This window comes from Nocardia sp. CA-084685 (assembly GCF_050955785.1).
Taxonomy (GTDB): domain Bacteria; phylum Actinomycetota; class Actinomycetes; order Mycobacteriales; family Mycobacteriaceae; genus Nocardia.
The window spans coordinates 9239142-9262258 of sequence record NZ_CP192094.1; the positions used below are offsets into that span (position 1 = coordinate 9239142).

18 protein-coding genes are annotated in these 23117 nt (G+C 66.1%); 9 read left to right on the top strand and 9 right to left on the bottom strand.

The window, feature by feature from the left end; translation table 11 throughout:
• Positions 1–62: 62 nt before the first annotated feature.
• A complete protein-coding gene (locus ACQP2U_RS40805; RefSeq protein ID WP_433716760.1) occupies positions 63–4418 on the top strand; it encodes an alpha-(1->3)-arabinofuranosyltransferase domain-containing protein in 4356 nt (1451 codons plus the stop codon).
• A gap of 3 nt (positions 4419–4421) precedes the next feature.
• Here the strand turns inward: ACQP2U_RS40805 and ACQP2U_RS40810 are convergent, their stop codons facing one another.
• Positions 4422–5600 carry an acyltransferase family protein gene (locus ACQP2U_RS40810; protein ID WP_433712484.1) on the bottom strand — a complete coding sequence of 393 codons (1179 nt, stop codon included), beginning with the start codon at positions 5598–5600 and terminating at the stop codon, positions 4422–4424.
• A gap of 238 nt (positions 5601–5838) precedes the next feature.
• Between ACQP2U_RS40810 and ACQP2U_RS40815 the strand changes: the two genes are divergently transcribed.
• Positions 5839–6945: a DUF3068 domain-containing protein gene (locus tag ACQP2U_RS40815; protein WP_433712486.1), complete on the top strand. Its 1107-nt coding sequence runs from the start codon at positions 5839–5841 to the stop codon at positions 6943–6945.
• A 64-nt stretch (positions 6946–7009) separates the two neighbouring features.
• Here the strand turns inward: ACQP2U_RS40815 and ACQP2U_RS40820 are convergent, their stop codons facing one another.
• A complete protein-coding gene (locus ACQP2U_RS40820; RefSeq protein ID WP_433712488.1) occupies positions 7010–7375 on the bottom strand; it encodes a VOC family protein in 366 nt (121 codons plus the stop codon).
• Between the two features lie 74 nt (positions 7376–7449).
• Positions 7450–8967, bottom strand: a complete 1518-nt coding sequence (locus ACQP2U_RS40825; protein WP_433712489.1) for a polysaccharide biosynthesis protein — start codon at positions 8965–8967, stop codon at positions 7450–7452.
• Positions 8968–9072: 105 nt separating this feature from the next.
• Between ACQP2U_RS40825 and ACQP2U_RS40830 the strand changes: the two genes are divergently transcribed.
• The 3 genes from ACQP2U_RS40830 (at position 9073) to ACQP2U_RS40840 (ending at position 12405) form a co-directional block, all read left to right on the top strand.
• Positions 9073–9804: an alpha/beta fold hydrolase gene (locus ACQP2U_RS40830; RefSeq protein WP_433712490.1), complete on the top strand. Its 732-nt coding sequence runs from the start codon at positions 9073–9075 to the stop codon at positions 9802–9804.
• 87 nt (positions 9805–9891) lie between these two features.
• Positions 9892–10386 (top strand): MarR family winged helix-turn-helix transcriptional regulator, encoded by a 495-nt coding sequence (locus ACQP2U_RS40835; RefSeq protein ID WP_433712491.1) that lies wholly within the window; start codon positions 9892–9894, stop codon positions 10384–10386.
• Between the two features lie 72 nt (positions 10387–10458).
• The gene (locus ACQP2U_RS40840) at positions 10459–12405 is read left to right on the top strand and encodes a hypothetical protein (protein ID WP_433716761.1); all 1947 of its coding nucleotides are present in this window, start codon (positions 10459–10461) and stop codon (positions 12403–12405) included.
• A gap of 299 nt (positions 12406–12704) precedes the next feature.
• Here ACQP2U_RS40840 and ACQP2U_RS40845 read toward each other — a convergent pair whose 3' ends face one another.
• Entirely contained in the window at positions 12705–13871 is a 1167-nt protein-coding gene (locus ACQP2U_RS40845; RefSeq protein ID WP_433712492.1) for a glycosyltransferase family 4 protein, read from the bottom strand.
• A 215-nt stretch (positions 13872–14086) separates the two neighbouring features.
• Between ACQP2U_RS40845 and ACQP2U_RS40850 the strand changes: the two genes are divergently transcribed.
• Positions 14087–14836, top strand: a complete 750-nt coding sequence (locus ACQP2U_RS40850) for a class I SAM-dependent methyltransferase (RefSeq protein WP_433716762.1) — start codon at positions 14087–14089, stop codon at positions 14834–14836.
• Between the two features lie 2 nt (positions 14837–14838).
• On the opposite strand, the gene ACQP2U_RS40855 is transcribed toward ACQP2U_RS40850, so the two are convergent.
• Positions 14839–15138 (bottom strand): hypothetical protein, encoded by a 300-nt coding sequence (locus ACQP2U_RS40855; protein ID WP_397030733.1) that lies wholly within the window; start codon positions 15136–15138, stop codon positions 14839–14841.
• A 207-nt stretch (positions 15139–15345) separates the two neighbouring features.
• Between ACQP2U_RS40855 and ACQP2U_RS40860 the strand changes: the two genes are divergently transcribed.
• The gene (locus ACQP2U_RS40860; RefSeq protein ID WP_433712493.1) at positions 15346–16788 is read left to right on the top strand and encodes an aldehyde dehydrogenase; all 1443 of its coding nucleotides are present in this window, start codon (positions 15346–15348) and stop codon (positions 16786–16788) included.
• On the opposite strand, the gene ACQP2U_RS40865 is transcribed toward ACQP2U_RS40860, so the two are convergent.
• The 3 genes from ACQP2U_RS40865 to ACQP2U_RS40875 form a co-directional block, all read right to left on the bottom strand.
• Entirely contained in the window at positions 16789–16998 is a 210-nt protein-coding gene (locus ACQP2U_RS40865) for a hypothetical protein (RefSeq protein WP_433712494.1), read from the bottom strand.
• 295 nt (positions 16999–17293) lie between these two features.
• Positions 17294–18244 carry a GlxA family transcriptional regulator gene (locus ACQP2U_RS40870; protein WP_433712495.1) on the bottom strand — a complete coding sequence of 317 codons (951 nt, stop codon included), beginning with the start codon at positions 18242–18244 and terminating at the stop codon, positions 17294–17296.
• A gap of 230 nt (positions 18245–18474) precedes the next feature.
• The gene (locus ACQP2U_RS40875) at positions 18475–18885 is read right to left on the bottom strand and encodes a winged helix-turn-helix transcriptional regulator (RefSeq protein WP_433712496.1); all 411 of its coding nucleotides are present in this window, start codon (positions 18883–18885) and stop codon (positions 18475–18477) included.
• A 62-nt stretch (positions 18886–18947) separates the two neighbouring features.
• On the opposite strand from ACQP2U_RS40875, the gene ACQP2U_RS40880 reads away from it, so the two are divergent.
• Positions 18948–19787: an SDR family oxidoreductase gene (locus ACQP2U_RS40880; protein WP_433712497.1), complete on the top strand. Its 840-nt coding sequence runs from the start codon at positions 18948–18950 to the stop codon at positions 19785–19787.
• A gap of 344 nt (positions 19788–20131) precedes the next feature.
• Positions 20132–20866: a phosphohydrolase gene (locus ACQP2U_RS40885; protein ID WP_433716763.1), complete on the top strand. Its 735-nt coding sequence runs from the start codon at positions 20132–20134 to the stop codon at positions 20864–20866.
• A gap of 224 nt (positions 20867–21090) precedes the next feature.
• Here ACQP2U_RS40885 and ACQP2U_RS40890 read toward each other — a convergent pair whose 3' ends face one another.
• Positions 21091–22929 (bottom strand): phosphoenolpyruvate carboxykinase (GTP), encoded by a 1839-nt coding sequence (locus tag ACQP2U_RS40890; RefSeq protein ID WP_433712498.1) that lies wholly within the window; start codon positions 22927–22929, stop codon positions 21091–21093.
• Positions 22930–23117 lie beyond the last annotated feature (188 nt).

The window sequence follows — 23117 nt, forward strand, 5'->3', positions numbered from 1 at the left end:
TGAGCGCCGCAGATTCCATACCGCCCTCCGGTTCATCCGCCGATTCGTTCGGTTCCTCCGGCGTGGTGCGTCAGCATGACAGCGCCCCGCTGGGGCGCGGCTGGTTCGTCGGGACCGTGCTCGCGGCGTTCCTGCTCACCTTTCTCCAAGCGCCCGGCTTGACGGTCGCGGACACCAAATACGATCTGGCGCAGAATCCGCTGGGCTTCCTCGAACGCGCCGCCCATCTGTGGAGCAGTCAGGCCCCGATGGGGCAGGTGCAGAACCAAGCCTACGGATACTTCTTTCCACACGGTGCGTTCTTCTCGGCGGGACATGTGCTCGGCCTGCCCGCGTGGGTGACGCAGCGAATCTGGTGGGCGTTGCTGCTGCTCGCCGGGTTCTGGGGCATCGTGCGGCTGTGCGAAACGGTCGGCATCGGCTCGCGCGGCTCGCGGATCGTGGCGGCGGCCGCATTCGCACTGTCACCTCGGGTGCTGACCACGCTCGGTTCGATCTCCTCGGAAACGCTGCCGATGGTGCTCGCACCGTGGGTGCTGATCGCGCCCGCCGCACTGGGCACCGCCTACCGAAAGCAGCGCGGTGGAGCGGCCTCGCCCGCGGGTAGTGCGCTGGCATTGGCTTTGATGGGTGCGGTGAATGCGGTGGCGACGGTCGCCGCATTTCTGCCCGCCGCGCTGTGGTGGGCGTCGTATCGGCCGAACCGGCGGTGGTGGCGGTTCACCCTGGCCTGGATTCCGCTGCTGGTGCTGGCCACCTTCTGGTGGGCGGTGCCGTTGCTGTTGCTCGGCAAGGTGAGTCCGCCGTTCCTGGACTACATCGAATCCTCGGGGGTGACCACGCAGTGGGCCTCCCTCGGTGAAGTGCTGCGCGGCACCGACAGTTGGACGCCGTTCGTCTCGCCCGAGCGGATCGCGGGCGCGGTGCTGGTGACCCAGCCCGCCGCGGTGCTGGCCACTGGACTGCTCGCGGCGGCGGGTATGGCCGGATTGGCAATGCGATCCATGCCCTATCGCGGGCGGCTCGCACTGATCCTGCTGGTCGGACTGGTCGGGATCTGTGCCGGATTCGTCGGCGAATTGAGCGGGCCGTTCGCGGATTCGGTCCGGGTGTTCCTGGATGCCGGGGGCGCGCCGCTACGCAACGTGCACAAACTGGAACCGCTGATCCGAATCCCTTTGGTACTCGGCATGGCTCATCTGCTGAGCAGGGTGCCCCTGCCCGGGTCCGTCCCCATGCCGGTGTGGCGCAAGGCCTTCGCACATCCCGAACGCGATAAGTCGGTAGCCGTCGCCGCCTTGATCCTCACCGCGCTCGCGCTATCCACCTCATTGGCCTGGACCGGCAAGCTCGCACCGCGCGGCGCCTACGACGAGGTGCCCAGGTACTGGAAGCAGACGGCGCAATGGCTGTCCCACAATGCCGCTGACACCCGAGCGCTGGTTGTGCCCGGCGCGCCCTTCGGTAGTCAGGTGTGGGGGCTCACCCGCGACGAACCGCTGCAGGCGCTCGCGAGTACGCCGTGGGCGATCCGGGATGCGGTGCCGCTGAATCCGCCGGGGACCATCCGGGCCATGGATTCGGTGCAGCGGTTGATCGCCGACGGTAGACCGTCGACCGGCTTGGCCGCGACGCTGGCGGAACAGGGCATCGGAATTCTGGTGTTGCGCAACGATCTCGACCCGGAGACGTCGCGTTCGACCCGCCCGATGTTGGCACATCAGGCGATCGAAGGGTCGCCGGGACTGCACAAGGTGGCCGAATTCGGCAACCCGATCGAGACTGTCAGACCCGATGGTCTGGTCGCCGATGGTGATCTGCGGCCCGTGTATCCGGCGGTCGAGATATACCGCGTCGAGGCGAGTCGCGTGGGCACTCCGATCGAAATTCACAGCGGCACAGGAGCGCCGACAGCATTTCCCGGTGCTTATACGGTGCCCATGACCTCCGTCGGAACGGTTCAGGGCGGCCCCGAAGTGCTCGAACGGATGCGCCGTGATTCCATCACCGCGCCGTCACTTCTCGCATCCGATGCGGCGGCGGCCGGACTCCCGATCGGGCCGTTGACCGTGACGGATACGCCGATGGACCGCGAGGCCGACTTCGGTCGGGTGGACAATCACAATTCGGCACTGCGTGCGCCCGACGATGCGCGCCGCACGCACAACCTGGTGCCCGACTATCCGGTTCCCGGGGCGGAATTGGTGCGCGGTGAATGGTCGGGGGCGACGGTTACCGCATCGAGTTCGTCCGCCGATGCCACACAGTTGGGTGGATCCGCGCCCGGCAGTTCGACCGCGGCGGTTGTCGATGGCGATGCATCGACCGCGTGGATCAGCAATGGCGCCGAACACTCACTGGGACAATGGCTTCGGCTCGATCTAGACCATCCGATCAGTTCCGGGCTACTGCAGTTGACCACCAGCGCGGCCGCGATCGGCGATCCGGTGAAATGGGTCGAGGTGCGGACCGCGAACGGGAGCGTGTCCGCGCGAATCCCAGAACCTGGTTTGCCGGTATCGATTTCGCTGCCAGCGGGCAAGACGAACTGGCTCACCATCACCGCCATTCGCACCGAGGATGGCACGCGTGGTGGGCAATTCGGGATCAGCGAGCTGACTTTGGACGACTACACAGACCGCAGTGCGCCGGTGCGGGTCGATATCCGGCATCGGACCGTACTGCCGCCCACCCCGGCGGGCGCGCAGCTGCGGGCCTGGGATCTCGGGCAGGAATTTCCCGGTCGCAGTGCGTGTTTCGATGCACCCGATCGGGTGCGGTGCAGTAAGGGACTCGCGCTGGCACCCGAGGAACCCGGCACATTCGAACGCACGCTGTCGGTGCCGGAAGCGATGAGTGTGACGCCGCGTTTGACGGTGCGGACTCGGCAGGGTCCGGCGCTCGAGGCGCTGCTCACCGACCACACGCATCCCGTTGCCCGGGGTAAGGCCGATGTCGGTGACCTGCGCGGATCCGCCTTCGCGGCAACCGATGGGGATCCGCGGACGAGTTGGACCGCGCCGGAGGATTCGGTGCGAAATCTAGCGGGCGGCAAACCGACGTTAACGCTGGAATTGCCCGAGCCCGCGCTGGTGACGGGTCTGGACGTGAGGCCGTCGCTCGGCGGGCTGCCCGCCGCACCCACTTCGGTGGCGGTGAACCTCGGCAACGGCCCACAGGTCCGCGAAGTCGAACCCGACGAATCGACCCGAATCTCATTGCAACCCACCGTGACCGACCGCATCGAACTGAGCATCCAGACCTGGAAGCCGGTACTCGACCGCACCGCCCTCGGTTTCGCCCAGGCACAGCCGCCCGGTATCGCTGAAGTTTCGGTGCTCGGCCCCGATTACCCCGCGCCCGCCCCAGGAGATCGACCGATCACCGTCCCGTGTGCGCAGGGGCCGACGATTGCGCTGGGTGGACGTTTCGTGCATACGTCAGTCACCGCGACCGCCGATGAATTGCGCTCTGGTGCACCGGTTCCCGCACGCGTGTGCGCGGATTCGGAACTTCCTCCCGAGCTGACCGACACCGGGAATTCCGGCCTCGGTACAGCCGAGCCCGCGGGCTCGATCGGCGCCATCGCAAATGGCGCAAGTGCGGCTGGCACACCGGATGCACCTGGCGCCCGCCTCGAATCCACCGACACGATCGCGGTGGCAGCAGGGCGCGCGGACGTGACAGTCGCACCGACAGATCTGTTCTTCGTCGACCGACTTCGCTTGAACCGTGCTGATTTCGCCCCCGCGGCTGCGCCCACGACGACATCGGGACAGCTGCTAGTCCTGCCGCTCAGCACCAATGTCGGCTGGCAGGCACGCACCGGCGACGGCAAAGAACTCGAGCCGGTCGTGGTCAACGGCTGGCAGCAAGGCTGGCTGCTGCCGGACAACTACTCGGCCGGATCGAATCCCATCACCGTCTCATTCCCCATCGACCGCTGGTACCGCCTCAGCATCTTCGGCGGGCTCCTTCTCCTCATTCCCTTGGCCCTACTCGCCATCCCCCGCCCAGCCCGTGCCCGCCGAATTCCACTAATGCTCACGCGAAGCGGTGGTTTCGACGCCATCGCGCCGGTTGGCGCGGCAGACTCACCCTCGACAACCTGGGGCATCCGCATCCTCGGCGCATTCGGAATCGCCGCTGTCGCAACGGTTATCGCCGGACCGGTCGGCACCGCCCTCACGGTGGCCGCTCTCGCGGCGAACCGATTCGCCGCCCGGGTGACATCGAAAGTCCTCGCGGCCATTGCCGGCCTCGGTACCGTGGCGGCCGCGGCCGCCCTGTCCACCGGACCATGGCGCGCCGCGAACGGATATATGGGCGGCTCGCTGTGGGTCCAACTGCCCGCTCTGATCGCCGTGATCGCCGTTGGCGTTGCCGCGCTACCCCCGCGACGCCAGCACGAGAGCTGACGCTCAGTTCACTTCGGCCCGCCGGGCGGTTTTGGCACGATCTCGGTCACGCGCGAACCGGCGCGCCGGTTCCTCGATGAGGGCATAGCTGGCCGCGGCGATCGGCAGGGTGATCGCGATCGTCAGGATGAGCACCTTCCCGAAATTGCCGCCGAACGGCAGGATTCCGAAAATCGGGAATACCACCGAAAGCACCGCGAGATGCCAGAGGAAGATGCCGTAGGACCAGCGGCCGATCATCGCGGCGAGCCCGGATTCCAACCAGCGATGCGGACGAGCGCCGGGCGGGCGCAGCACCAGCGGGGCGAGCAACGCGAAACCGATGATCGCGCCGAAACCCATCTTGGCCGCGTACTGCCATGGCTCGGCCCGCGTAAGTCCGGCGGGGCCGCCCAGATCGGTGGCAGAGATCAGGAAGGCGACCAGCGCGATACCCCACATCACCGGCTGATTGGCGAGCATTCGAAGCCGTGGTGATAGCTGATCGCTATTTTCGACGAGCTCGGCGAGCAACATGCCGCCCGCGAACCATGGCAGATAGCCGGGCAGCCAATTGTCGGCATGAATGGCGTCGGGAGTCGGCACCGGAATGAAGTTCCAGGCCAGACTCACCACCGCGAGGGCGAGGATCGCCGGGATGCGCCAGCGGGCGGCATCGCCACGCAGCCGCACCGCCGCGAATGCCAGCAGAGGCAGCACAACGTAGAAGGCCACCTCGACGGACAGACTCCACATCTGGGTGAGTCCGTCGGTGAGCGTGAGCGGCACGAAGACCTGTGTCAACGCCAGATTCGATACCCATACCCGCAGGCCAGCGGTATCGGCCGCACTCGGTACCAGGATCAGCACCGCCGCCACCACGGCCCAATACGCGGGCAGAATGCGCGCCGCCCGATGCCGCAGGTAATAGCCGACCGACGGCGCGGCCCCGAGTCCGCGCGCCAACTGGGCGTGCGGACGCCACAGCAGGAAGCCCGACAGCGCGAAGAACACCGCGACCGCCATATCGAACCGCTCCCACATCCGCCCGAGCACAGGCGTACTCGCGGCGCCGGTCTGGAATGCGACGTGGGTCAGCAGCACACCGAGTGCGGCCATGCCGCGCATACCTTCCAAGGCGGGCACGAAACCGCGTGCGCGCGTGGGTACGACGGTGGCCTGTGCGGGTAGGGTGGCGGTCATCGAACTCCAGTCTGCAGGCCCTCTCGAGCGACCTGCAAGCACTCGCTACGGATATCTCCTACCAGCTGGTAACTCAACGTTTCAGATTTCGCGCTAGACTCGGGCGATTTCTGAGTCGAATCCGGCCTCGGCACCGCATGGTACGACATCGGGCTGTTAGTGTCGGGGCTCACGAGTGCCGCGGTGCGCCCGCAGTGCTCGCCGTACAGACCTGTGTTCTACGACGAGGAGAGTTTGCATGGCACTGAGTGCCGGAACCAGAAGGACGGTGGCCTGCCTGCTCGTGGGTCTGGGCGCGTTGTTGATCGTCGCCGCGGTGATGATCCCGACCTACACTGTCAGCAAACTGGCGAAAACTCCCCTCGATCTCGAGATCACTACGATCGCGACGAACCAGCCGGGCGAGGACAGCCTGGTCCTGGACTCCAAGTCGCTCACCGCACCGGAAGGCGCGGCCAAGATCGACACCAACGTGCCGCTGATCTCGCAGCGGTTCCTCACCGTCGAGGAGCCCTCCGACGCCACCGAGATGACCGTACAGGCCGGTCAAACCCTGCGTCGTATCGATAAGCAGGGCGACACCGGCCTGCTCACCGCGACCGTCGACCGGGTCACCATCGACCGCAAGTCCGGCGAGCCGGTGGCCAAGGACCCCAACGGCTCCATCGCCGTCACGGTGAACAAGGACATGCAGAGCATCGCCGACCCGGTCCAGCACACCGGTCTGCAGTACCGCTTCCCGATCGGCACCGAGAAGAAGACCTACCCCTACTTCGATACCAACGCGCGTAAGACTTACGACGCCACGTTCGTCGAAGAGTCCGAGATCAACGACATGAAGGTCTACCACTTCCAGATGTCGGTGCCGGTGACCAACTTGTGGGACGTGATCCAGTCGCCGTCCAACAAGCTGAGCCTGCCCGCTTCGAAGTGGGGCCTCGAGGGTGACGACCCGGTCACCATGACCCGCTTCTACACCAACACCCGCGACCTGTGGGTCGAGCCGAGGACCGGCACCGTGGTCAAGGGCGGGGAGCAACTCAACCTGTACTACGCGCGCAGCGGCGACCACCCGGACGTCACCGCGCTGAAGTCGCACCTCGTCTTCGACGAGAACACCATCGAATCGCAGATCTCGGTAGCCAAGGAGAACATCGACAAGCTGTCGCTGTACGGCCGGATCATGCCGATCGTCTTGGGTGTGCTCGGTGTCGCCGCCGTGGTCGCCGGTGTGTTCCTGGGCATCCGTGGCGAGTCCGCTCCGGTCGGTGCGGGTCGGCGTGGGCCGGGTCGTCGTGGAGATGATGCTCCGACCGAGCAGATCAGGATCCAGAAGAATCTCTGATAGTTAGTCCGACGACTCGGCTCCCCGGCGTTATGCCGGGGAGCCGAGTTCGTTTCAGCCTAAGTTAAGGCGTGGCCGAACCGAGCGGGTACGCGACGGGGTGCGACGGCTGATACAGCAGCATTACTCCCGCGCCGGGAACCTCCATATCTACGCAGCGCCCGAAACTCCGCTCGGCGATCTCACCCACGAATCGCGCCCCGCGCCCGCCCAATTCCGCCATCGTCTGCTCGATGTCATCGCACATCAACGAAATCTCATGACGCGGTGGCCCATCCGCAGGATGCACGCCGAGCTCACTCGGCCCCGTCCCGAATATGAGCCAGCCCTCGTGGGCGTCGACATTCGGCCAGCGGAGAACGTCACGGAAGAAGGCGCGGGCAGCGTCTGGATCCTGCGCATAAACCAGCGTGTGCACAGCGGTGATCATGCTGGTGATGCTAGGTGAGCGGGCGGCGCAGCGACGGGAGTTCTGTCGGCTCGCCGGAGTCGGTTGTGCCGTGCTCAGCCGGATACGCTCGGCTCGGCGGTCCCGGAGCGGTCGGCGGTGCGCAATACGATCACCGCCACGAACATGGTGGTAGCGGACGCGACACCGACCGCGGTGGTGATCATCGTCGGTACCGAGCGAGCGAAGCAGGTCATGAGGACCACCTCGATCGCTAGGCCGAGCCAGGTCGCCGCGGCAAGGGCGGTGCGGTCCACCGCGATCGCCGAAAGCAGTGCACCCTGCAGCACCGCGAGTAGGGCTCCTTGGAGGGCGAACAACCACAGCAAGCCTTCGATCGGCGCGTAATCCTGTCCCGCGAACAAGGGCGCGACCGGTGCCGCCAGGGCAGCGCCCACTACCGCGATGATTCCGATGCCCGACAGCACAGCCAGTGCATCCCGGATCGCGCGCGCCGAATGCGTCGGCTGTGCCATTCGCGGATACAGCACGACTCCCACGGCCTGCGGCAGCCAAAACGCGATCTTCGCCGCGATCGCCCCCAGCGCGTACCGGCTGGCATCCGCCTCGTCCAAAACTATTCGCGCAACGATCAAATCCGCCGACGACAATGCCATCAACGCCGCCTGCACCTGCGCCGCCCGCAACACCGGTAACACTCCGACCGAACGCACACTCTGTGCGGCCCGGCCCGATGTCCCGCGAGTTCGCCGTCCTGCCGCGCTCCCATCGGCCGCACCACCGAGCCACGGTTGCTCAGCCGCGTTTTCGCACCGAGATCGCGCGGCCTCGTCCTCGAAAACATCGCGTTCCTGAGCTGGCGGCCGATCGCCGCCGGGCCTACCGTCATCTCGAGTTCCTGCTCCGGCCGCAGTTGCAGGCGTAGGCCCTTCGACTGTGAATCCGGGCATCGCTCCCGCGGCGGCCGCGCCACCTGGCGGGCCTTCGGGGGTAACGTCCGGCGACCGTTGCGTCGCGGGGGCGCGAACGCGTGATGCGGGTGAGCCTGCGGTGAAGCGGGCGAATGCGGCGGCGACCACGATTCCTACGGCGGCTGCCCACAAGGCGGGAGCTGTCCCACCACCCGCCGCGAGCACCACCAACGCCGGGACCACGCGTGCCACTCCGGCCGCGCCAAGGACTACGGCCAACGCTCGGAAGCGTCTACTGCCCTGCAGGATTCCCTGTTCACCGGATAGCAGGACCAGCGCGGGGGCCGCGCCGAGGGCGGCCGCGCTGGCGAGTACGCCCACGCTCAGCACTGCCGTCACCACCGGTACCAGCACCGCGGCGACTATCGCGACGATCACCGCACACCGCCACTGCAACCCGCGCAGCGCCGCGACATCCGCACCGCGCACCCGTTCCCTGGCCACCACATTCTGCAACGCCAGTGCGGGTACCGCGCACAACAGCTGCACCGCGAGCAGGCTCGCGAATTCGCTGTATCCGGTGACTCCCAGCCAACGGCTGGCCAGCATCTGCAGCAGATATCCCGCCACATTGGCCGTCATCGCCCCGGCCGTGACCAATGTCAGATCCGCCACGGCGGGGAGACGACGGAGGACAGGCACGCGGCAATCGTCCCACCCCAGCACCCCATGCCACGGCAGTGCCCACCATCGTGACCTGTGTCACCATTTAGATTACACGACATGCATGTCGTGTAATCTAAATATATGACCGAACCGACTCTTGTCCTTGTTCCCTGCTTCTCCGGCGCCCCATGGAATATCGAGCAACTCACCCCACTGGCTGCCCATCCCATGCGCACGATGCGTCTCCCCGAGGCCGTCGCCGATATGGAGGCCTACGCCGATGCCGTCGCCCAAGTGGTCGCGGATCTGAAGGAGTTCGTGCTGATCGGCGATTCCTTCGGCGCGAATATCGCGTTGGCGCTGGCCATCCGCCGACCGCGCGGGCTGAAAGGACTGGTGCTGTCGGGCGGATTCGCCGCCAATCCGATCTCTTCACCAGTCCTCAAAACCGCGATGCGCGCCATGGGGCGGATGCGCGGAACGCTCTACCGTCAGGTAGCTCTGCGCGCTCACGCCCACAATCTGGCCTCTTCGCATGATCACGAGGGACAGATTCCGTGGAGCAAGGCCGACAGCCGGAAGCTGTTCCTGGACAACACCCCCGCCCAATCCTTCGGCGCCCGGGCGATCGCGGCGCTGAACGCCGACTACACCGGCAAACTCGGGCAGGTGGCGGTGCCCACGCTCATCCTTACGCCCTCGCATGACGTCTTGATCGGCGAAGCGGCGGCGACGGTGCTACGTGAGGGCATCCCCGACGCCAGGGAAGTCGTCCTGGAACGCACCGGCCACATGTTCCGCTTCTCCCACCCGCACACCTACGCGAACACCATCGCCGGGTTCCTCCGTGACGAGGAGCTCAGCAGCCAATGAGCCCGCGTCAGCCCGTTACACGACATCTAAAGTGGTAGCCCATGACGTCCACCCGCTCATTCGATGGCGCTCGACAGGTGCGAACCCGTGCGGCCGGCTGAAGAACTGCGCTATCTCATCCTCGCCATTCAGCGGGAGGGAAACCGAAAACTGTCGTCCGAGTTACGACCACTAGGACTGACCCCATCCCAGGCCGAGGTCCTGCGCGTACTTGCCGACCATCAGCCGCTGACTTTGGCCGGGCTCGGCGACCTGCTGGTTTGTGAGACCGGTGGCAGCCCGAGCCGACTCGTCGACCGACTCGTCGCTATGGAGCTGATCGATAAGCAGACCGGCTCCACCGACCGACGCCAGATCACCTTGGGCCTCACACCCGCCGGACGCCACCTCGCCGCGGAGGTGGCGCGGGTAGAGGAGCGCTTGTACGGCGCGATCGACACGGCGACTGCGGGGCAATCCGTCGACGCGACGCTGCAGCTGTTGCGCGGCTTCGCCGCCGACTTTCCCGCAGTGCGGGCGGTCGAACGTCGTGCGGCTCTGCGAGAGCGGCATGGAGGTCGCCTAGTGGGCGATGGCCGATAACAGGCGCTCGGTACCGGAAGGTGGTGGTTTGCTCGTCGGTACGTAAGGTGCACAGGCGTGAGTGGCAGCGGCCTGACTCGACGCAACCGGTGGGCAAGCTTCGTCCCCGCCGGTTACAGCGGATCGCTGGCGGTGCTGATCGCTGGGCCACTGTTGGGTCCGGGCTACCTGCTTTTGCGAGATGCGGTGAGCACACCCCGGTCGTATATGACGGACTCCGCGCTCGGGCTCGGCGACGCCGCTCCGCGAGCGGTTCCACAGGATGCGATGCTGGCCACCCTGTCGCCGATCGTCGACGGTGGGCTGATCGTCAAAACGATCCTGCTCGTGGCGCTGTGGGCTGCCGGGTATGGAGCGGCGGTGCTGGCCAGGGAACTGCTTCGGGTATCGACCGGGCCGCAATTGGTCGCCGTGACCGTCGCGCTCTGGAACCCATACGTGGCCGAACGCGTGCTCCAAGGGCATTGGAGCCTGCTGACCGGATACGCGGCACTGCCGTGGACCGCACTGGCCGCCTATCGCATTCGCATCCGGGGGCGATGGGTGAGCGGCTCCGACGCGGGGGCACGCGGGGGCGCGGTCGGTGCCTGGGGTGCCCTGGCCGGGTGTTTTGCGGCGGCGGGGCTGACGCCGACCGGCGCTCTGCTGGCGGGCGGCACCGCGATGGTGCTGGTCGGGCGTCGAAGTGTGCTCGGGACGCTGGTTCTACTATCGGCGGTGTCCGCTCCCTGGTTGGCGGCGGCGGCTTTGTCGGGTGCCGGGACCGCATCCTCGGACCCCGCCGGAATCGCCGCCTTCGCAGCCCGCGCCGAACCCGCCCTCGGCACACTCGGCTCCCTGGCCGGACTGGGCGGAATCTGGAACGCCGACTCGGTTCCCGCCTCCCGCACCACCCCACTCGCCCTGATCGCCACCGCCCTACTCCTGATCATCGTAGTCATTGGTATCCGCACCACCGCCGGGATCAAGACGAGCACCAACGGCCATGCCGCCGCTCAGTCCACACCCCCGACCAGCACCGCACGTGTCGATGAGTCCGACACCGGCACCGCGACAACCCCGTCGAAGCATCCCGAGGTCGGGAAAATCACTGTCGCGACCAGCGGAGACAAGGCCGCACGCGCTGGCGACCGCATCGATCGGGAGAGCTTGCGAGTTCGTCGCAGGCTGCTGATACTGGCGGCTTTCGCCGTCGTGCTGCCTGCATTGGGGGCGACGTCGTGGGGTATGAGCGGTATGGAGTGGCTTGTTGCTCATGTGCCGGGGGCGGGGTTGTTGCGGGATACGCAAAAGTATGTGGCGCTTGCCATGCCCGCGTATGCGCTGTGCGCCGCCGCTGGGTGTCGAGCGGTCGCCATGCGCTTCGCGGCGAATAGCGCCGCGACGAAGAAGCCTGCCCGCTCGCCCGGGATGGCATCGACCGCAATGGTATTCATCGCACTGCTGGTGCTGCCGCTGTTCGATATGGCTTGGGGCATCGGTGGGGCGCTGAAACCGGTGCATTATCCGGTCGGCTGGCAGCGGGTTGCGGAGCGGATCGACGGGCCTGGGGATGTCGCGGTGCTGCCGGGCGGGATGTTTCGGAAGTTTCCGTACAGCGGCAAGGTGGCGGTGTTGGATCCGGCGCCGCGGATGCTGCCGCGCGATGTGCTGCAAACCGGTGAGCTCCCGGTGCGCGGGCGCACCGTTGCCGGCGAGGGCGCCAGGGCGCGGGAGGTGGAAACCGCACTGTTGCATGGTGATTCGGCGCGACGGTTGGCTCAGCTCGGAGTCGGCTGGGTGCTCGTCGAACGCACCACTCCCGGACCGCTCGGCGCGTCGAAAACAACACTCGCCCAGCTGGACTCGGTCTACACCGACGCCCAACTGGCGCTGTATCGAGTCCCCGACACAACAGATAAAGGTGCACACTCCGCGTACCGTACGATCGCCTACGTCGCCCATATCCTTTGGGCCGGCCTTTTAGTCGGCGGCCTGCTACTAGCAGTCATATTGCGCCCACCGCGTGAAAACCGTTGATGGCGTTCATACCTGAGCTTCACCACGCAAATCCAAATGCTATCTCACACAAGCCACAGAGCCCGTTACGCGATACTCCCCGCGCATGCGACTGCGGTCGGACCGGATCCGACCCGCACCACGCGCCGACCCCCCGGTCACGACAGCGCAACAGCACGTAAGGATCACCGATAAATCAGTCGCTGGACCGCGGCCGGGCTAGAGCTGACCGCACCACGCCGCCTCCCAGAGCGGATGCACAGGCCTCGACATCGCAACGCCACCGACGAATTCGTCGCCCGATAGCAGGCCTCAACCGATCAGGGCCCAGGCGGGATGAGCCCCGAAGTGTGCTCACCGCGAGCCGCAGCCTCGAGCACCGCGTACACACCGTTCCCGGTCTGCTCCCAAGAGAATTCACGCGCACGGGCACGGGCCTTCTCACCCATGACAGCGCGCGCTTCGGTGTCATCGATGAGCTCACCGACGGACTCGCAGAGCTGGCTCACATCGTCGACGAGTACCCCGGTCACCCCGTCGACAATGGAATCGGTGAGGCCGCGCGAACTGCGGTAACCGATCGTCGGTACCCCGTGTTGTGCCGCCTCGATCACCGCCAGGCCCCAGCCCTCCTTGCGCGACGGCAGCACGTGCACCCAAGCGCGCGCAAGCAATTCGTGTTTGCGCCGCTCGTCGACGTGGCCGTGGAAGGTGACCGCATCGGCGATGCCGAGGGCGCGGGCGTTGGCCTTCAGGTTGTCCGCCCACCAGCCGTCACCGACCACATCGAGCCGCAGGCCGTGAATCCGACTCCGTAGTCGGGCGACAACCGCCAATGCGTCTTCGATCTGCTTGTGCGGCACCAGTCGCGAGAGCACCACGATGCGCGGCTCTTCGGTGCGTGTCTCGGCGCAGCCGGTCGGCGCGTCCACAGGAACGGGTTCAGCGCCATTGCGGACCACCGCGATACGGGAACCGTCCACGCCCAGCGTGGCCAGTTCCTCCGCCGATGGCAGCGAAACGGTCAGATATTGGTTGTGCCGATGCACCCGGGGCGAGAGTCGCGATTCGATCCACCAACCGATCCGCCCGACGAACCGTCCGGCGACCGGCCACTGTTCCCGATGCCCGTGGTGTACCAGCACCACCGACGGCGCCTTCGTCGCCGCACCCGCGAAGAACGGGATCCCGTTCTGCGTATCGATCACCGCATCGGGCCGCACACCCCGCAACGGACCGAGGCCGAGCCGTCCGAGTGCGATCGCGGCCAGCGCCCGCGGATAGACAGAGAAGCGCCCGCCCGCCCGGCTGATATCGATGCCGTCGATACACTCCCGCTTCGCCGCGCCCGGATAGCGCGCGGTGCGCAGGGTGACCTTGACACCCCGCGCGGCGAGCTGCGCACCGACCTGTTCCAGGTACCGTTCGCTGCCGCCGCCCTGCGGGTGCCCGGTGTCACGCCAGCACAGCAGGAGGACTTCGCGCACGGTGGAGCTTCTCTCGGTCAGCAGGGTCACGGATATCGCCGTACACCCTAACCCGCACCACCAACCGGCCCGTCCGCACCGCGCGGGAATTCCCACCCCAGGCAGGCGGGACCGCGGCGCATCACGCGCACTATGCGAGACTCTGCGCCGTGCCGACTGCTGAAACCGAGCCAGCCGAGGCCGTGGCGGCGCAGGCCGCACGGCGCGGAGGAGCCATGTTCCGGTTCGCGCGGCGGGCGACCTTGCGCCGGTCGCTGCGGCTGCTCGGCAGTTTCCGGTTCGAGCAGACCGATCCCGCATTGTTCTACGGCGGTCTGGCCGCCGACAGCGCGACGATGATCGGCGATTTCTACACAGATGTCACCGGACATGGCCTCGATGGCGCGACCATTCTGGATGTCGGCGGCGGCCCCGGCTACTTCGCGGACGAATTCGTCAAGACCGGTGCACGCTACATTCCCGTCGAGCCCGACCCATCGGAGATGCATGCCGCCGGACTCTCGGTGACCGGTGCGGTCCGCGGGTCCGGTATGGCACTGCCGTTCCGTGACAACGCGGTCGACATCTGCTTCTCCTCGAATGTTGCCGAGCACGTGCCGCAGCCGTGGGTCATGGCCGACGAAATGGTGCGCGTGACCCGTCCGGGTGGCTTGATCGTGCTGTCGTACACGGTGTGGCACGGCCCCTTCGGTGGCCACGAAACGGGACCGTGGCACTACCTCGGCGGCGAGTACGCCGCGCGCCGATACCGTCGCAAGGCCGGCCGGGAACCGAAGAACCGCTTCGGCAAATCACTGTTCGCGGTCGGCGCCGCCGACGGGTTGGGTTGGGCGGCAAGCACTTCCGCGGATGTGCGCATCGTTTTCCCCCGCTACCACCCACGCTGGGCTTGGTGGGTGGTTCGCGTACCCGTATTGCGAGAGTTACTGGTGAGCAATCTGGTGGTAGTGGCCACCAAGCCGTAGCGCTACTTCTCCAGCCAGCCCCGGCGCCAGCTCCGGCGCCCGCATGCGTTGAGCGTGGCCGCCCATGGCGATTCCTGAATGGCCAGACCAACCGTCTCGAGGGTGGTTAGGCCGACCTGATCAGCCAGCATCCCGACCATGGCGACCGCCTCGGCGGCCTGCATCGCCGCCGTAGCCTGCTCGATGGTCAGCGTCCGGCCCGGTAGGAAGGAAACCACCCACCCACCTGCGCCGACGCTTTTAGCTTGATGCTCGGTCTGGTCGCTGGTCATCAACGACCGGCCGATCACTTGCACCGCCATGGCTCTGACTCCCAATTGCGTAATCGGTTCATGAATCGAGCGAGCTGATCAGTAGCTAAAGCATGACCGGTGCAGCAAGAGAACGCAATAGTGCGTTCTCTGAAAAGCGAACCGACAGGTCGGAATTCGCGCTGTTCAGAAGGATGACGGCGCGAAAAACTGGAACACGTTACAGACAATCGGGCCACAAAACTGTAACGTGTTCTCATGCATTACGACAGCCTGTTCATCGGCGGCCGCTGGACCGCGCCCGCCGCCACCGAGCGCCTCCAGGTCATCTCGCCCGCGACGGTCGAGCCGGTGGGCAGCGTCCCGGTGGTCGGTCGCGCCGATGTCGACGCCGCCGTCGCCGCCGCCCGGCACGCCTTCGACAACGGCCCGTGGCCGTCCACACCGCCCGCGGAGCGCGCCCAGGTATTGACGCGCGCCGCCCGCCTGATCGAGGAGCGTTCGGCCGATCTGCTGGCCACGCTCACCGCCGAAATGGGCGCACCGCAGATGATCGCCATGACGCTCAACCAGATTCCGGCGGTTGCCGCGCTCGACGCGTACGCCGGACTGGCCGAATCCTTCCCCTGGAACGAGACCCGCACCGGCTTGTTCGGCACCGCGCGGGTCTCGCGGGAGCCGCGCGGGGTGGTCGCGGCCGTCACGGCATGGAATGTCCCGCTGTTCCTCGCGGCCAATAAGCTCGCGCCCGCATTGCTCGCCGGATGCACGGTGGTGCTCAAGCCCGCACCGCTGACTCCATTGACCGCCAATAAGATCGGGGAAATCTTCACCGAGGCGGGCCTGCCCGAGGGCGTGCTGTCGATTCTGCCCGCCGAGGCGGATGCGGCGGAGTATCTGGTCTCGCATCCGGGCGTCGACAAGGTCACCTTCACCGGCAGCACCGCGGTCGGCCGCAAGATCGGCGCGATCGCGACCGGACAACTCAAGAGCGTGTCGCTCGAGCTCGGCGGCAAATCGGCGGCAATCCTGTTGCCGGATATGGATATCGCCAACATTCCGGTGCTCGCGTTCTCCGGCCTGATGAATAGCGGACAGGGTTGCGTCGCGCAGACCCGCATTCTCGCGCCGCGCAGCCGCTACGACGAGATACTGGACGCGCTGGTCGAGCACGTGAAGACGCTGAAGACCGGCGATCCCACCGATCCGGCGACGACCTTCGGCCCGCTGATCTCCGAACGTCAGCGCGACCGTGTCGAGGGCTATATCGCCAAGGGCAAGGAAGAGGGCGCGCGGCTGGTGCTCGGCGGCGGTCGCCCGGCGGATCTGGACCGCGGCTGGTTCGTCGAGCCGACCATCTTCGCCGATGTCGACAACAAGTCGACGATCGCGCAGGAGGAGATTTTCGGCCCGGTCCTGTCGGTCATCCCATACGAGACCGAGGACGAAGCGGTGGCCATCGCGAATGACTCGGTATACGGCCTGGCCGGCTCGGTCTGGACCGCGGATATCGAGCACGGCGCGGAAATCGCGGCGCGGGTGCGCACCGGAACCTACGCGATCAATTGGTATGCGTTCGACCCGAGTTCGCCGTTCGGCGGGTACAAGAACTCCGGCCTCGGCCGAGAGAACGGACCGGAAGGTCTGGACGCATTCTGCGAGCAGAAGTCCCTGCTCATGCCGATGGGGTGGACAGGGTAGTCAAGCCCCCGACATAACCACCCGGACTACCGGCTGACGGTCCGGTGCGTCGACGATGCTCGGCGCACCGGCGTCGACGATTTCGACTTGCCAACCAGATGGCAGAGCCTCTTGCAAACGTCCGGCAGCGCGCCGCAGCGGGGTGCTCGCGGTCGCCAGGTCGGTACCGGTGACCTGTGACGCCAACCGGCCGATTTCCAGATCGGTCATGCTCCAACCACCTCTCATGCGTCGATCTCATCGTTGGCCGCTGGTGCGCGGATTCGCGGGTCGAAAGGGAAGTAGTTCAGTCGATCCAAGTCATACGGTTAATAGTTGGCAATCGAAACGTTCGGTCATGGGACGGAGAACACGCAAAGCATAAGCCCCTGCCGGACATGCCCTCCTGCGGCACGAAGCACGTCCGGGCAAATCAACGGTAGCGCACCGGCAGCTGCGGATCCGGCAATCCGAGAACATCGGCCGATCAATACCGCACGGTACGCTCAGGCGCCGACGAGATCCGCTAGCGGCGCAGCGACCGGCGATAACCAGCGGGCGTCGTCCCGGTAGCGGCGCGCAAATGCACCCGCAGCGCGGTGACGCTGCCGAATCCGGACTGTGCCGCAACAACTTCGACGGGCAGTTCGGTGGTTTCCAGCAACTCTCGGGCACGCATCGTGCGCTGTGCCTCCAACCAGCGCCGCGGCGTCGTGCCCACCTCGGCTTTGAATCGACGGATGAAGGTGCGCTCGCTCATCAGCGCATGTCCAGCAAGCGCTGAAATATCCGGGGCCGCGGCCGGATTCGCCGCCGCCCAGGCCATGGTCGCGGCCAGGGCCCCGGGGAAGTCATTGCCGCCCAGAGCATCCGGAATGTATTGCGCCTGACCACCCTCCCGGTGCGGTGGTGTCACATTCCAGCGGGCCAGCTCGGCCGCCACACCCGCGCCCAGTTCACGACGCACGATATGCAGACACAGATCCATTCCCGCGGACAATCCCGCCGAGGTGAGCACATCGCCGTCGTCCACATATAGTGCGGCGGGATCGAGCTTGACCGATGGGAACAGCGCAGCGAATTCATCGCAATACGCCCAATGGGTGGTGGCCGGCCGCCCGTCCAGCAGTCCGGCCCGCGCCAGGACGAATGCGCCGACGCAAATGCTCACCATGGTCGCGCCCCGCGCCGATGCGGACCGGAGCGCGTCGAGTACCTCGTAAGCCGGTGGCAATGTGGGCAGGGCAATGCCCGGAACCACCACTATGTCGGCGCTCGTCAGTGCCTCGAGCCCCTCATCGACCCGGAGGTCGAAACCATTCGGCGTCCACACCGACCCCGGCCGCACACCACAGGTCCGCATCTCGAACCCCACCGGCTCCCCGGTCTTGCCCGGACCGTGGCGAAATGCCTGCACGGCACAAGCCAAGTCATAGGCCATGACGCCGTCCAGCGCCAGCGCGACTACCTGCTTCACACCTCGGAGTCTGACATGTATCCGAGCATCACCGGAATCCCCGCCACCCAACTGGGCATACTGATCAGATGCCCGACCCTTGGGCTGAACCACAGTCTCGGGCTAGCGCGCACTCTGTGTCGGTAGCCGAAGGCTATACGACGCCTTTGCTGGGACAGCACTGGCGAGCTTGTTGGCGCGGACCTCCCGGATTCATCGCGGCATAGGTGGAGCGTTCCAATGGGGCGGCTCTATGTTGTGGGGCCGATCCGCTGGCGGTCGTGGCGGCGCTGGGCGGACATGACTTCGGCTGTGTGCTCACGGATCCAACCGAGGAACTGATGCAGCGACTCGGTAAGCCCTCGGCCGAGTTCGGTGAGTTCATAGCTGACCCGGGGCGGCGTGGTGGGTTCGACGGTGCGGGCGATCAGTCCGTCGCGCCCGAGTGTGCGCAATGTCTGCGACAACATCTTCTCGCTGATACCACCGATTTTGGTGTGCAGCTGCGAGAACCGTTGTGGCCCATCGGTCAACGCGGTCAGGATCAGCATGCCCCAGCGGCTGGTGATGTGGTCGAGCACCTCGCGCGCCGGACACTCGCTGTTGAATGCGTCACTCATGCCCTGCCAGGTAGTGGGCTGGACCTGCGAACGTACCGCCATTTCTGGAGCTTACCTGAAGGTATGTCCTTACCAGTGGTAAGCCTCCGGCCTACGCTGCCGCCATGGTCACAGTCGTTTTCGGAGCTAGAGGCAATGTCGGTCGCCACGTGGTGGCGGGTCTGATTTCGAGAGGAGAACAGGTTCGTTCCACGAGCCGCGAACCCAGCACCGCGGGTTTCCCGCCGGGGACGGAGGTCGTCGCGGCCGATCTAGAGCAGCCCGAAACGCTGCCCGCCGCACTCGAAGGCGCGCAGCGCGTATTCCTCTACGCCAAGCCCGAGGGAATCGACGGTTTCGTGGCGGCTGCCGAGGCCGCCGGGGTACGGCACGTGGTGTTCCTGTCGTCGGGCGCGGTGCTGCAGAACAATGCGTCGGACAATCCAATTGCCTTGATGCACAGCGTCATCGAGGCGGCCATCGAGAAATCCGGTCTGGCATGGACCTTCATCCGCCCCGGGATGTTCGCCACGAACGCATTGTGGTGGTGGCAGCATTCCATCCGTGACGAGGGTGTCGTCCGGCTGCCGTATCCCGATGCCCGCACCGCACCCATCCATGAGAAGGATTTGGCGGCACTCGCGGTCACAGCGCTGACCGAACCCGGTCATGAAGGCCGGGCCTACACCGTTTGGGGCCCCGAGTCACTGACGCTGCGCGAGCAAGTACAGCAGATCGGCGCAGCTATCGATCGCGAAATCACCTTCGAGTTCATTTCCGAGGAGCAGGCCCGCGTTGAGTTGGGCAAGAGCATGCCCGAGATCGGCGTGGAGGCCGTCCTCGCCGGATGGAAGGCGGGAGTATCCAACCCACCCCAGATATCCACCATCATCGAAGACATCACCCACCGCCCCGCCCACACCTTCACCCAGTGGGCACAAGATCACGCCCCCGACTTCCGCTGACCGATCAAGATCAGGTGGAAATGGTGGCGGAGGCTTCTCGCTTGGGCTCGAGGGGTGATCGCAACAGCACCGTCGGGTGATCGAAGGGGTTGTTGGATGGAGTCGTCGGGTTCGAGCCGGGCGGTGGTGCGCCGGTTCTGGCAGTTGGTCGGGGCGGGGGTTGGGACCACCCTTTCCCCGTGATCACCTGTCCAGTGCGAACTTTTGGCGTGGGTGGGAGCCGGATTGGCGGGAATCCGAGGGTTAGTGGCATTTGCGTCACTGGTTAGTGGGAGGCTGGGGGGCTTCACTGAGAGCGAGACGTGTTCGAGGAGAAGGAGATCGGCGTGGGTGCGCCTGTGGGGATGGATTGGGAATGGGCGAGGCGTACCGGTGGGGCGCTTTCCAGTAGTCAGCGCAGGCAGCTGACTGCCAAGCTCGTTGCGGGCGTGCCCCGGCTCGTTGCCGGGCAGGCCGCCTTGGCACTGGGGAGAAGTGGGAGCGGGCGACTGGATTTCGCGGAACTCCGACTGCCCGATTCGAAGCTGGCCGAGGCCGCCGAAGACGAAGCGCGGGAATGCCTTTCGGTGCACGTGTTGGAGCACTCGTATCGGAGTTATTTCTTCGGGCGCGCGCTCGCTGAATTCGACGGCACGAAATACGACGACGAGCTGGCCTACGTCTCCTGCCTGCTACACGATTTGCAGCTCGAACATCCCACGCCCGGAAGGTGTTTCGCGGTTGCCGGGGCGGAGCGCGCCGTCGGGTTCGTCCTCGGCGCAGGTGCGACACCGGAGCAGGCGGAGACGGTCGGCGCCGCGATCGCCGCGCATCTCACCATCGGGGTCGCCGATACGGTCGACGATCTCGGCTTTGTATCCGCCGGTGCGGCCGTGGACGTGTTCGGAGCTCGAATGTCCGATCTCGATCCGAGCTGGGTCGAGGAACTGCTGCGCCGTCATCCGCGACACAACTTCAAAAAGCACATGACGCAAGCACTGACGAACGAGGCGTCCGCGGTGCCGGACGGACGCACTCGATGGCTCATGCGCACCGCGGGCTTCCGTCAACTGATCGGCCGCGCCCCCTTCTCCGAATAGACCTCCGCCCCAAACGAAACCGCCCGCACCATCGTGAAAGATGGTGCGAGCGGTACCACGAGTTCGCCACTACTCAGCCACCACGCAGCGAGCCTTACGAGCGACCGTTCGCGGCCCGTCTCGCATCCGAGTGGCCGAAGCGCATGCGCCGCAGGCGCGAGTCTCGGCCGCTCGGATGCGAGACAGAAGGGGGCCGCGAACACGCAGCGCCGAAGGCGCTGCCATTAGACAGAGCCCAAGCGCTCCTTCAGCGCCTCGAACTCGTCGCGCACGCCCGAAGGCAGCTTGTCGCCGACGAACTCGAACCACTCCTCGATGAGCGGGATCTCCTTGCGCCATTCGTCGGCGTCCACGGCGAGTGCCTCGTCGACATCGGCGGGGTTGACATTCAGACCGTCGAGGTCCAACTGGCCAGCGGTGGGCACATTGCCGATCGCGGTCGGCTCGGCCTGCGCCGAACCCTCGATGCGGCCGACGATCCACTCCAGCACGCGGGAGTTCTCACCGAATCCGGGCCACAGGAACCGGCCGTCGTCACCGCGACGGAACCAGTTGACGTAGAAGATCTTCGGCAGCTTGTTCGCATCGGCGTTCTTGCCGACATTGATCCAGTGGTTCAGGTAGTCACCGACGTGGTAGCCGATGAACGGCAGCATCGCCATCGGGTCGCGGCGCACGGTGCCGACCTTGCCCTCGGCGGCGGCGGTTTGCTCCGACGACAGGGTCGCGCCCATGAAGACGCCGTGCTGCCAGTCGAAGGATTCGGTCACCAGCGGAACCGTGGTCTTGCGGCGGCCGCCGAACAGAATGGCCGAGATCGGCACACCCTGCGGGTCGTCCCATTCGGGAGCCAGGATCGGGCACTGCGACATCGGCGTGCAGTAGCGCGAGTTCGGGTGCGCGGCAAGGGTTTCGGTCTCCCGCAGGTACCAGTCGTTACCCTTCCAGTCGATCAGGTGATCGGGCTCGCCCTCCAGGCCCTCCCACCAGACGTCATTGTGGTCGGTCAGCGCGACGTTGGTGTAGACGGTGTTTCCCGCCTCCATCGTGGCCATGGCGTTCGGGTTGGAGCTGTAGTTCGTGCCCGGTGCGACACCGAAGAAGCCGTATTCGGGGTTCACCGCGTACAGGCGGCCGTCCTTGCCGAAACGCATCCAGGCGATGTCATCGCCGAGGGTCTCCGCGCGCCAGCCGGGAACCGTCGGCTGGATCATCGCGAGGTTGGTCTTACCGCAGGCGCTCGGGAAGGCCGCGGCGATGTAGTACGCCTTGTTCTCAGGGGAGATCAGTTTGAGGATCAGCATGTGCTCGGCCAGCCAGCCCTCGTCGTGGGCCATTGCCGAGGCGATGCGTAGGGAGTAGCACTTCTTGCCGAGCAGCGCGTTGCCGCCGTAGCCGGAGCCGTAGCTCCAGATCTCGCGGTCCTCGGGGAAGTGGGTGATGTACTTGGTGTCGTTGCACGGCCACGGCACATCGGCCTCGCCTTCGGCCAGCGGCGCGCCGACGGAGTGCAGTGCCTTCACGAACGGCTTGTCGGAGCCGAGCTTCTCCAGCGCGGCGGCGCCCATGCGGGTCATCACGCGCATCGAGACCACGACGTATTCGGAGTCGGTGATCTCCACGCCCAGCTTGGGGTCCTCGGCACCGAGCGGGCCCATGCAGAACGGCACCACGTACATGGTGCGGCCCTTCATCGAGCCTCGGTACAGCTCGGTCATGGTGGCGCGCATCTCGTTGGGGTCGACCCAGTTGTTGGTCGGGCCCGCGTCGGCCTCGGTCTTCGAACAGATGTAGGTGCGGGATTCGACACGCGCCACATCGGAGGGGTCGGAGAGGGCGAGGAAGGAGTTCGGCTTCTTGTGCTCGTTGAGCTTCTTGAAGGTGCCCGCAGCAACGAGTTGGGTGGTCAGCCGATCCCACTCTTCGTCGGAACCGTCCGCCCAGACCACTCGCTCTGGCTGGGTGAGCTCTGCGACGTCCTGTACCCAGGCGAGTAGTTCGCTGTGCTCGGTCGGCTGCTTGCCGTCGGAATCGCGAAGACCAGGAATGGTCGCTGAGGTCATGAAAACTCTCCTGAGATGGGCGGTTCACGGTGTAGCCGCCTGGGCTGACCATTTCGAGCGACCTGCGAGCAGTCGCTACGGCAAGGCCCATGACCAGCGCGAACACACCGAGCGCCACCGTTGGCGGGAAGGCACCCGCTACGACCAGTCGAAAGCGCGTCATGGCTGCACCGCGTACAAGGACGAAG

What these genes read in the sequence shown, in the direction of transcription:
- ACQP2U_RS40810 (WP_433712484.1), bottom strand. Translation starts at nt 5,600, where the DNA reads ATGACCGCCACCCTACCCGCACAGGCCACCGTCGTACCCACGCGCGCA.
- ACQP2U_RS40830 (WP_433712490.1), top strand. Translation starts at nt 9,073, where the DNA reads ATGACCGAACCGACTCTTGTCCTTGTTCCCTGCTTCTCCGGCGCCCCA.
- ACQP2U_RS40815 (WP_433712486.1), top strand. Translation starts at nt 5,839, where the DNA reads ATGGCACTGAGTGCCGGAACCAGAAGGACGGTGGCCTGCCTGCTCGTG.
- ACQP2U_RS40850 (WP_433716762.1), top strand. Translation starts at nt 14,087, where the DNA reads ATGTTCCGGTTCGCGCGGCGGGCGACCTTGCGCCGGTCGCTGCGGCTG.
- ACQP2U_RS40865 (WP_433712494.1), bottom strand. Translation starts at nt 16,998, where the DNA reads ATGACCGATCTGGAAATCGGCCGGTTGGCGTCACAGGTCACCGGTACC.
- ACQP2U_RS40860 (WP_433712493.1), top strand. Translation starts at nt 15,346, where the DNA reads ATGCATTACGACAGCCTGTTCATCGGCGGCCGCTGGACCGCGCCCGCC.
- ACQP2U_RS40885 (WP_433716763.1), top strand. Translation starts at nt 20,132, where the DNA reads ATGGATTGGGAATGGGCGAGGCGTACCGGTGGGGCGCTTTCCAGTAGT.
- ACQP2U_RS40855 (WP_397030733.1), bottom strand. Translation starts at nt 15,138, where the DNA reads ATGGCGGTGCAAGTGATCGGCCGGTCGTTGATGACCAGCGACCAGACC.
- ACQP2U_RS40880 (WP_433712497.1), top strand. Translation starts at nt 18,948, where the DNA reads ATGGTCACAGTCGTTTTCGGAGCTAGAGGCAATGTCGGTCGCCACGTG.
- ACQP2U_RS40875 (WP_433712496.1), bottom strand. Translation starts at nt 18,885, where the DNA reads ATGGCGGTACGTTCGCAGGTCCAGCCCACTACCTGGCAGGGCATGAGT.
- ACQP2U_RS40820 (WP_433712488.1), bottom strand. Translation starts at nt 7,375, where the DNA reads ATGATCACCGCTGTGCACACGCTGGTTTATGCGCAGGATCCAGACGCT.
- ACQP2U_RS40890 (WP_433712498.1), bottom strand. Translation starts at nt 22,929, where the DNA reads ATGACCTCAGCGACCATTCCTGGTCTTCGCGATTCCGACGGCAAGCAG.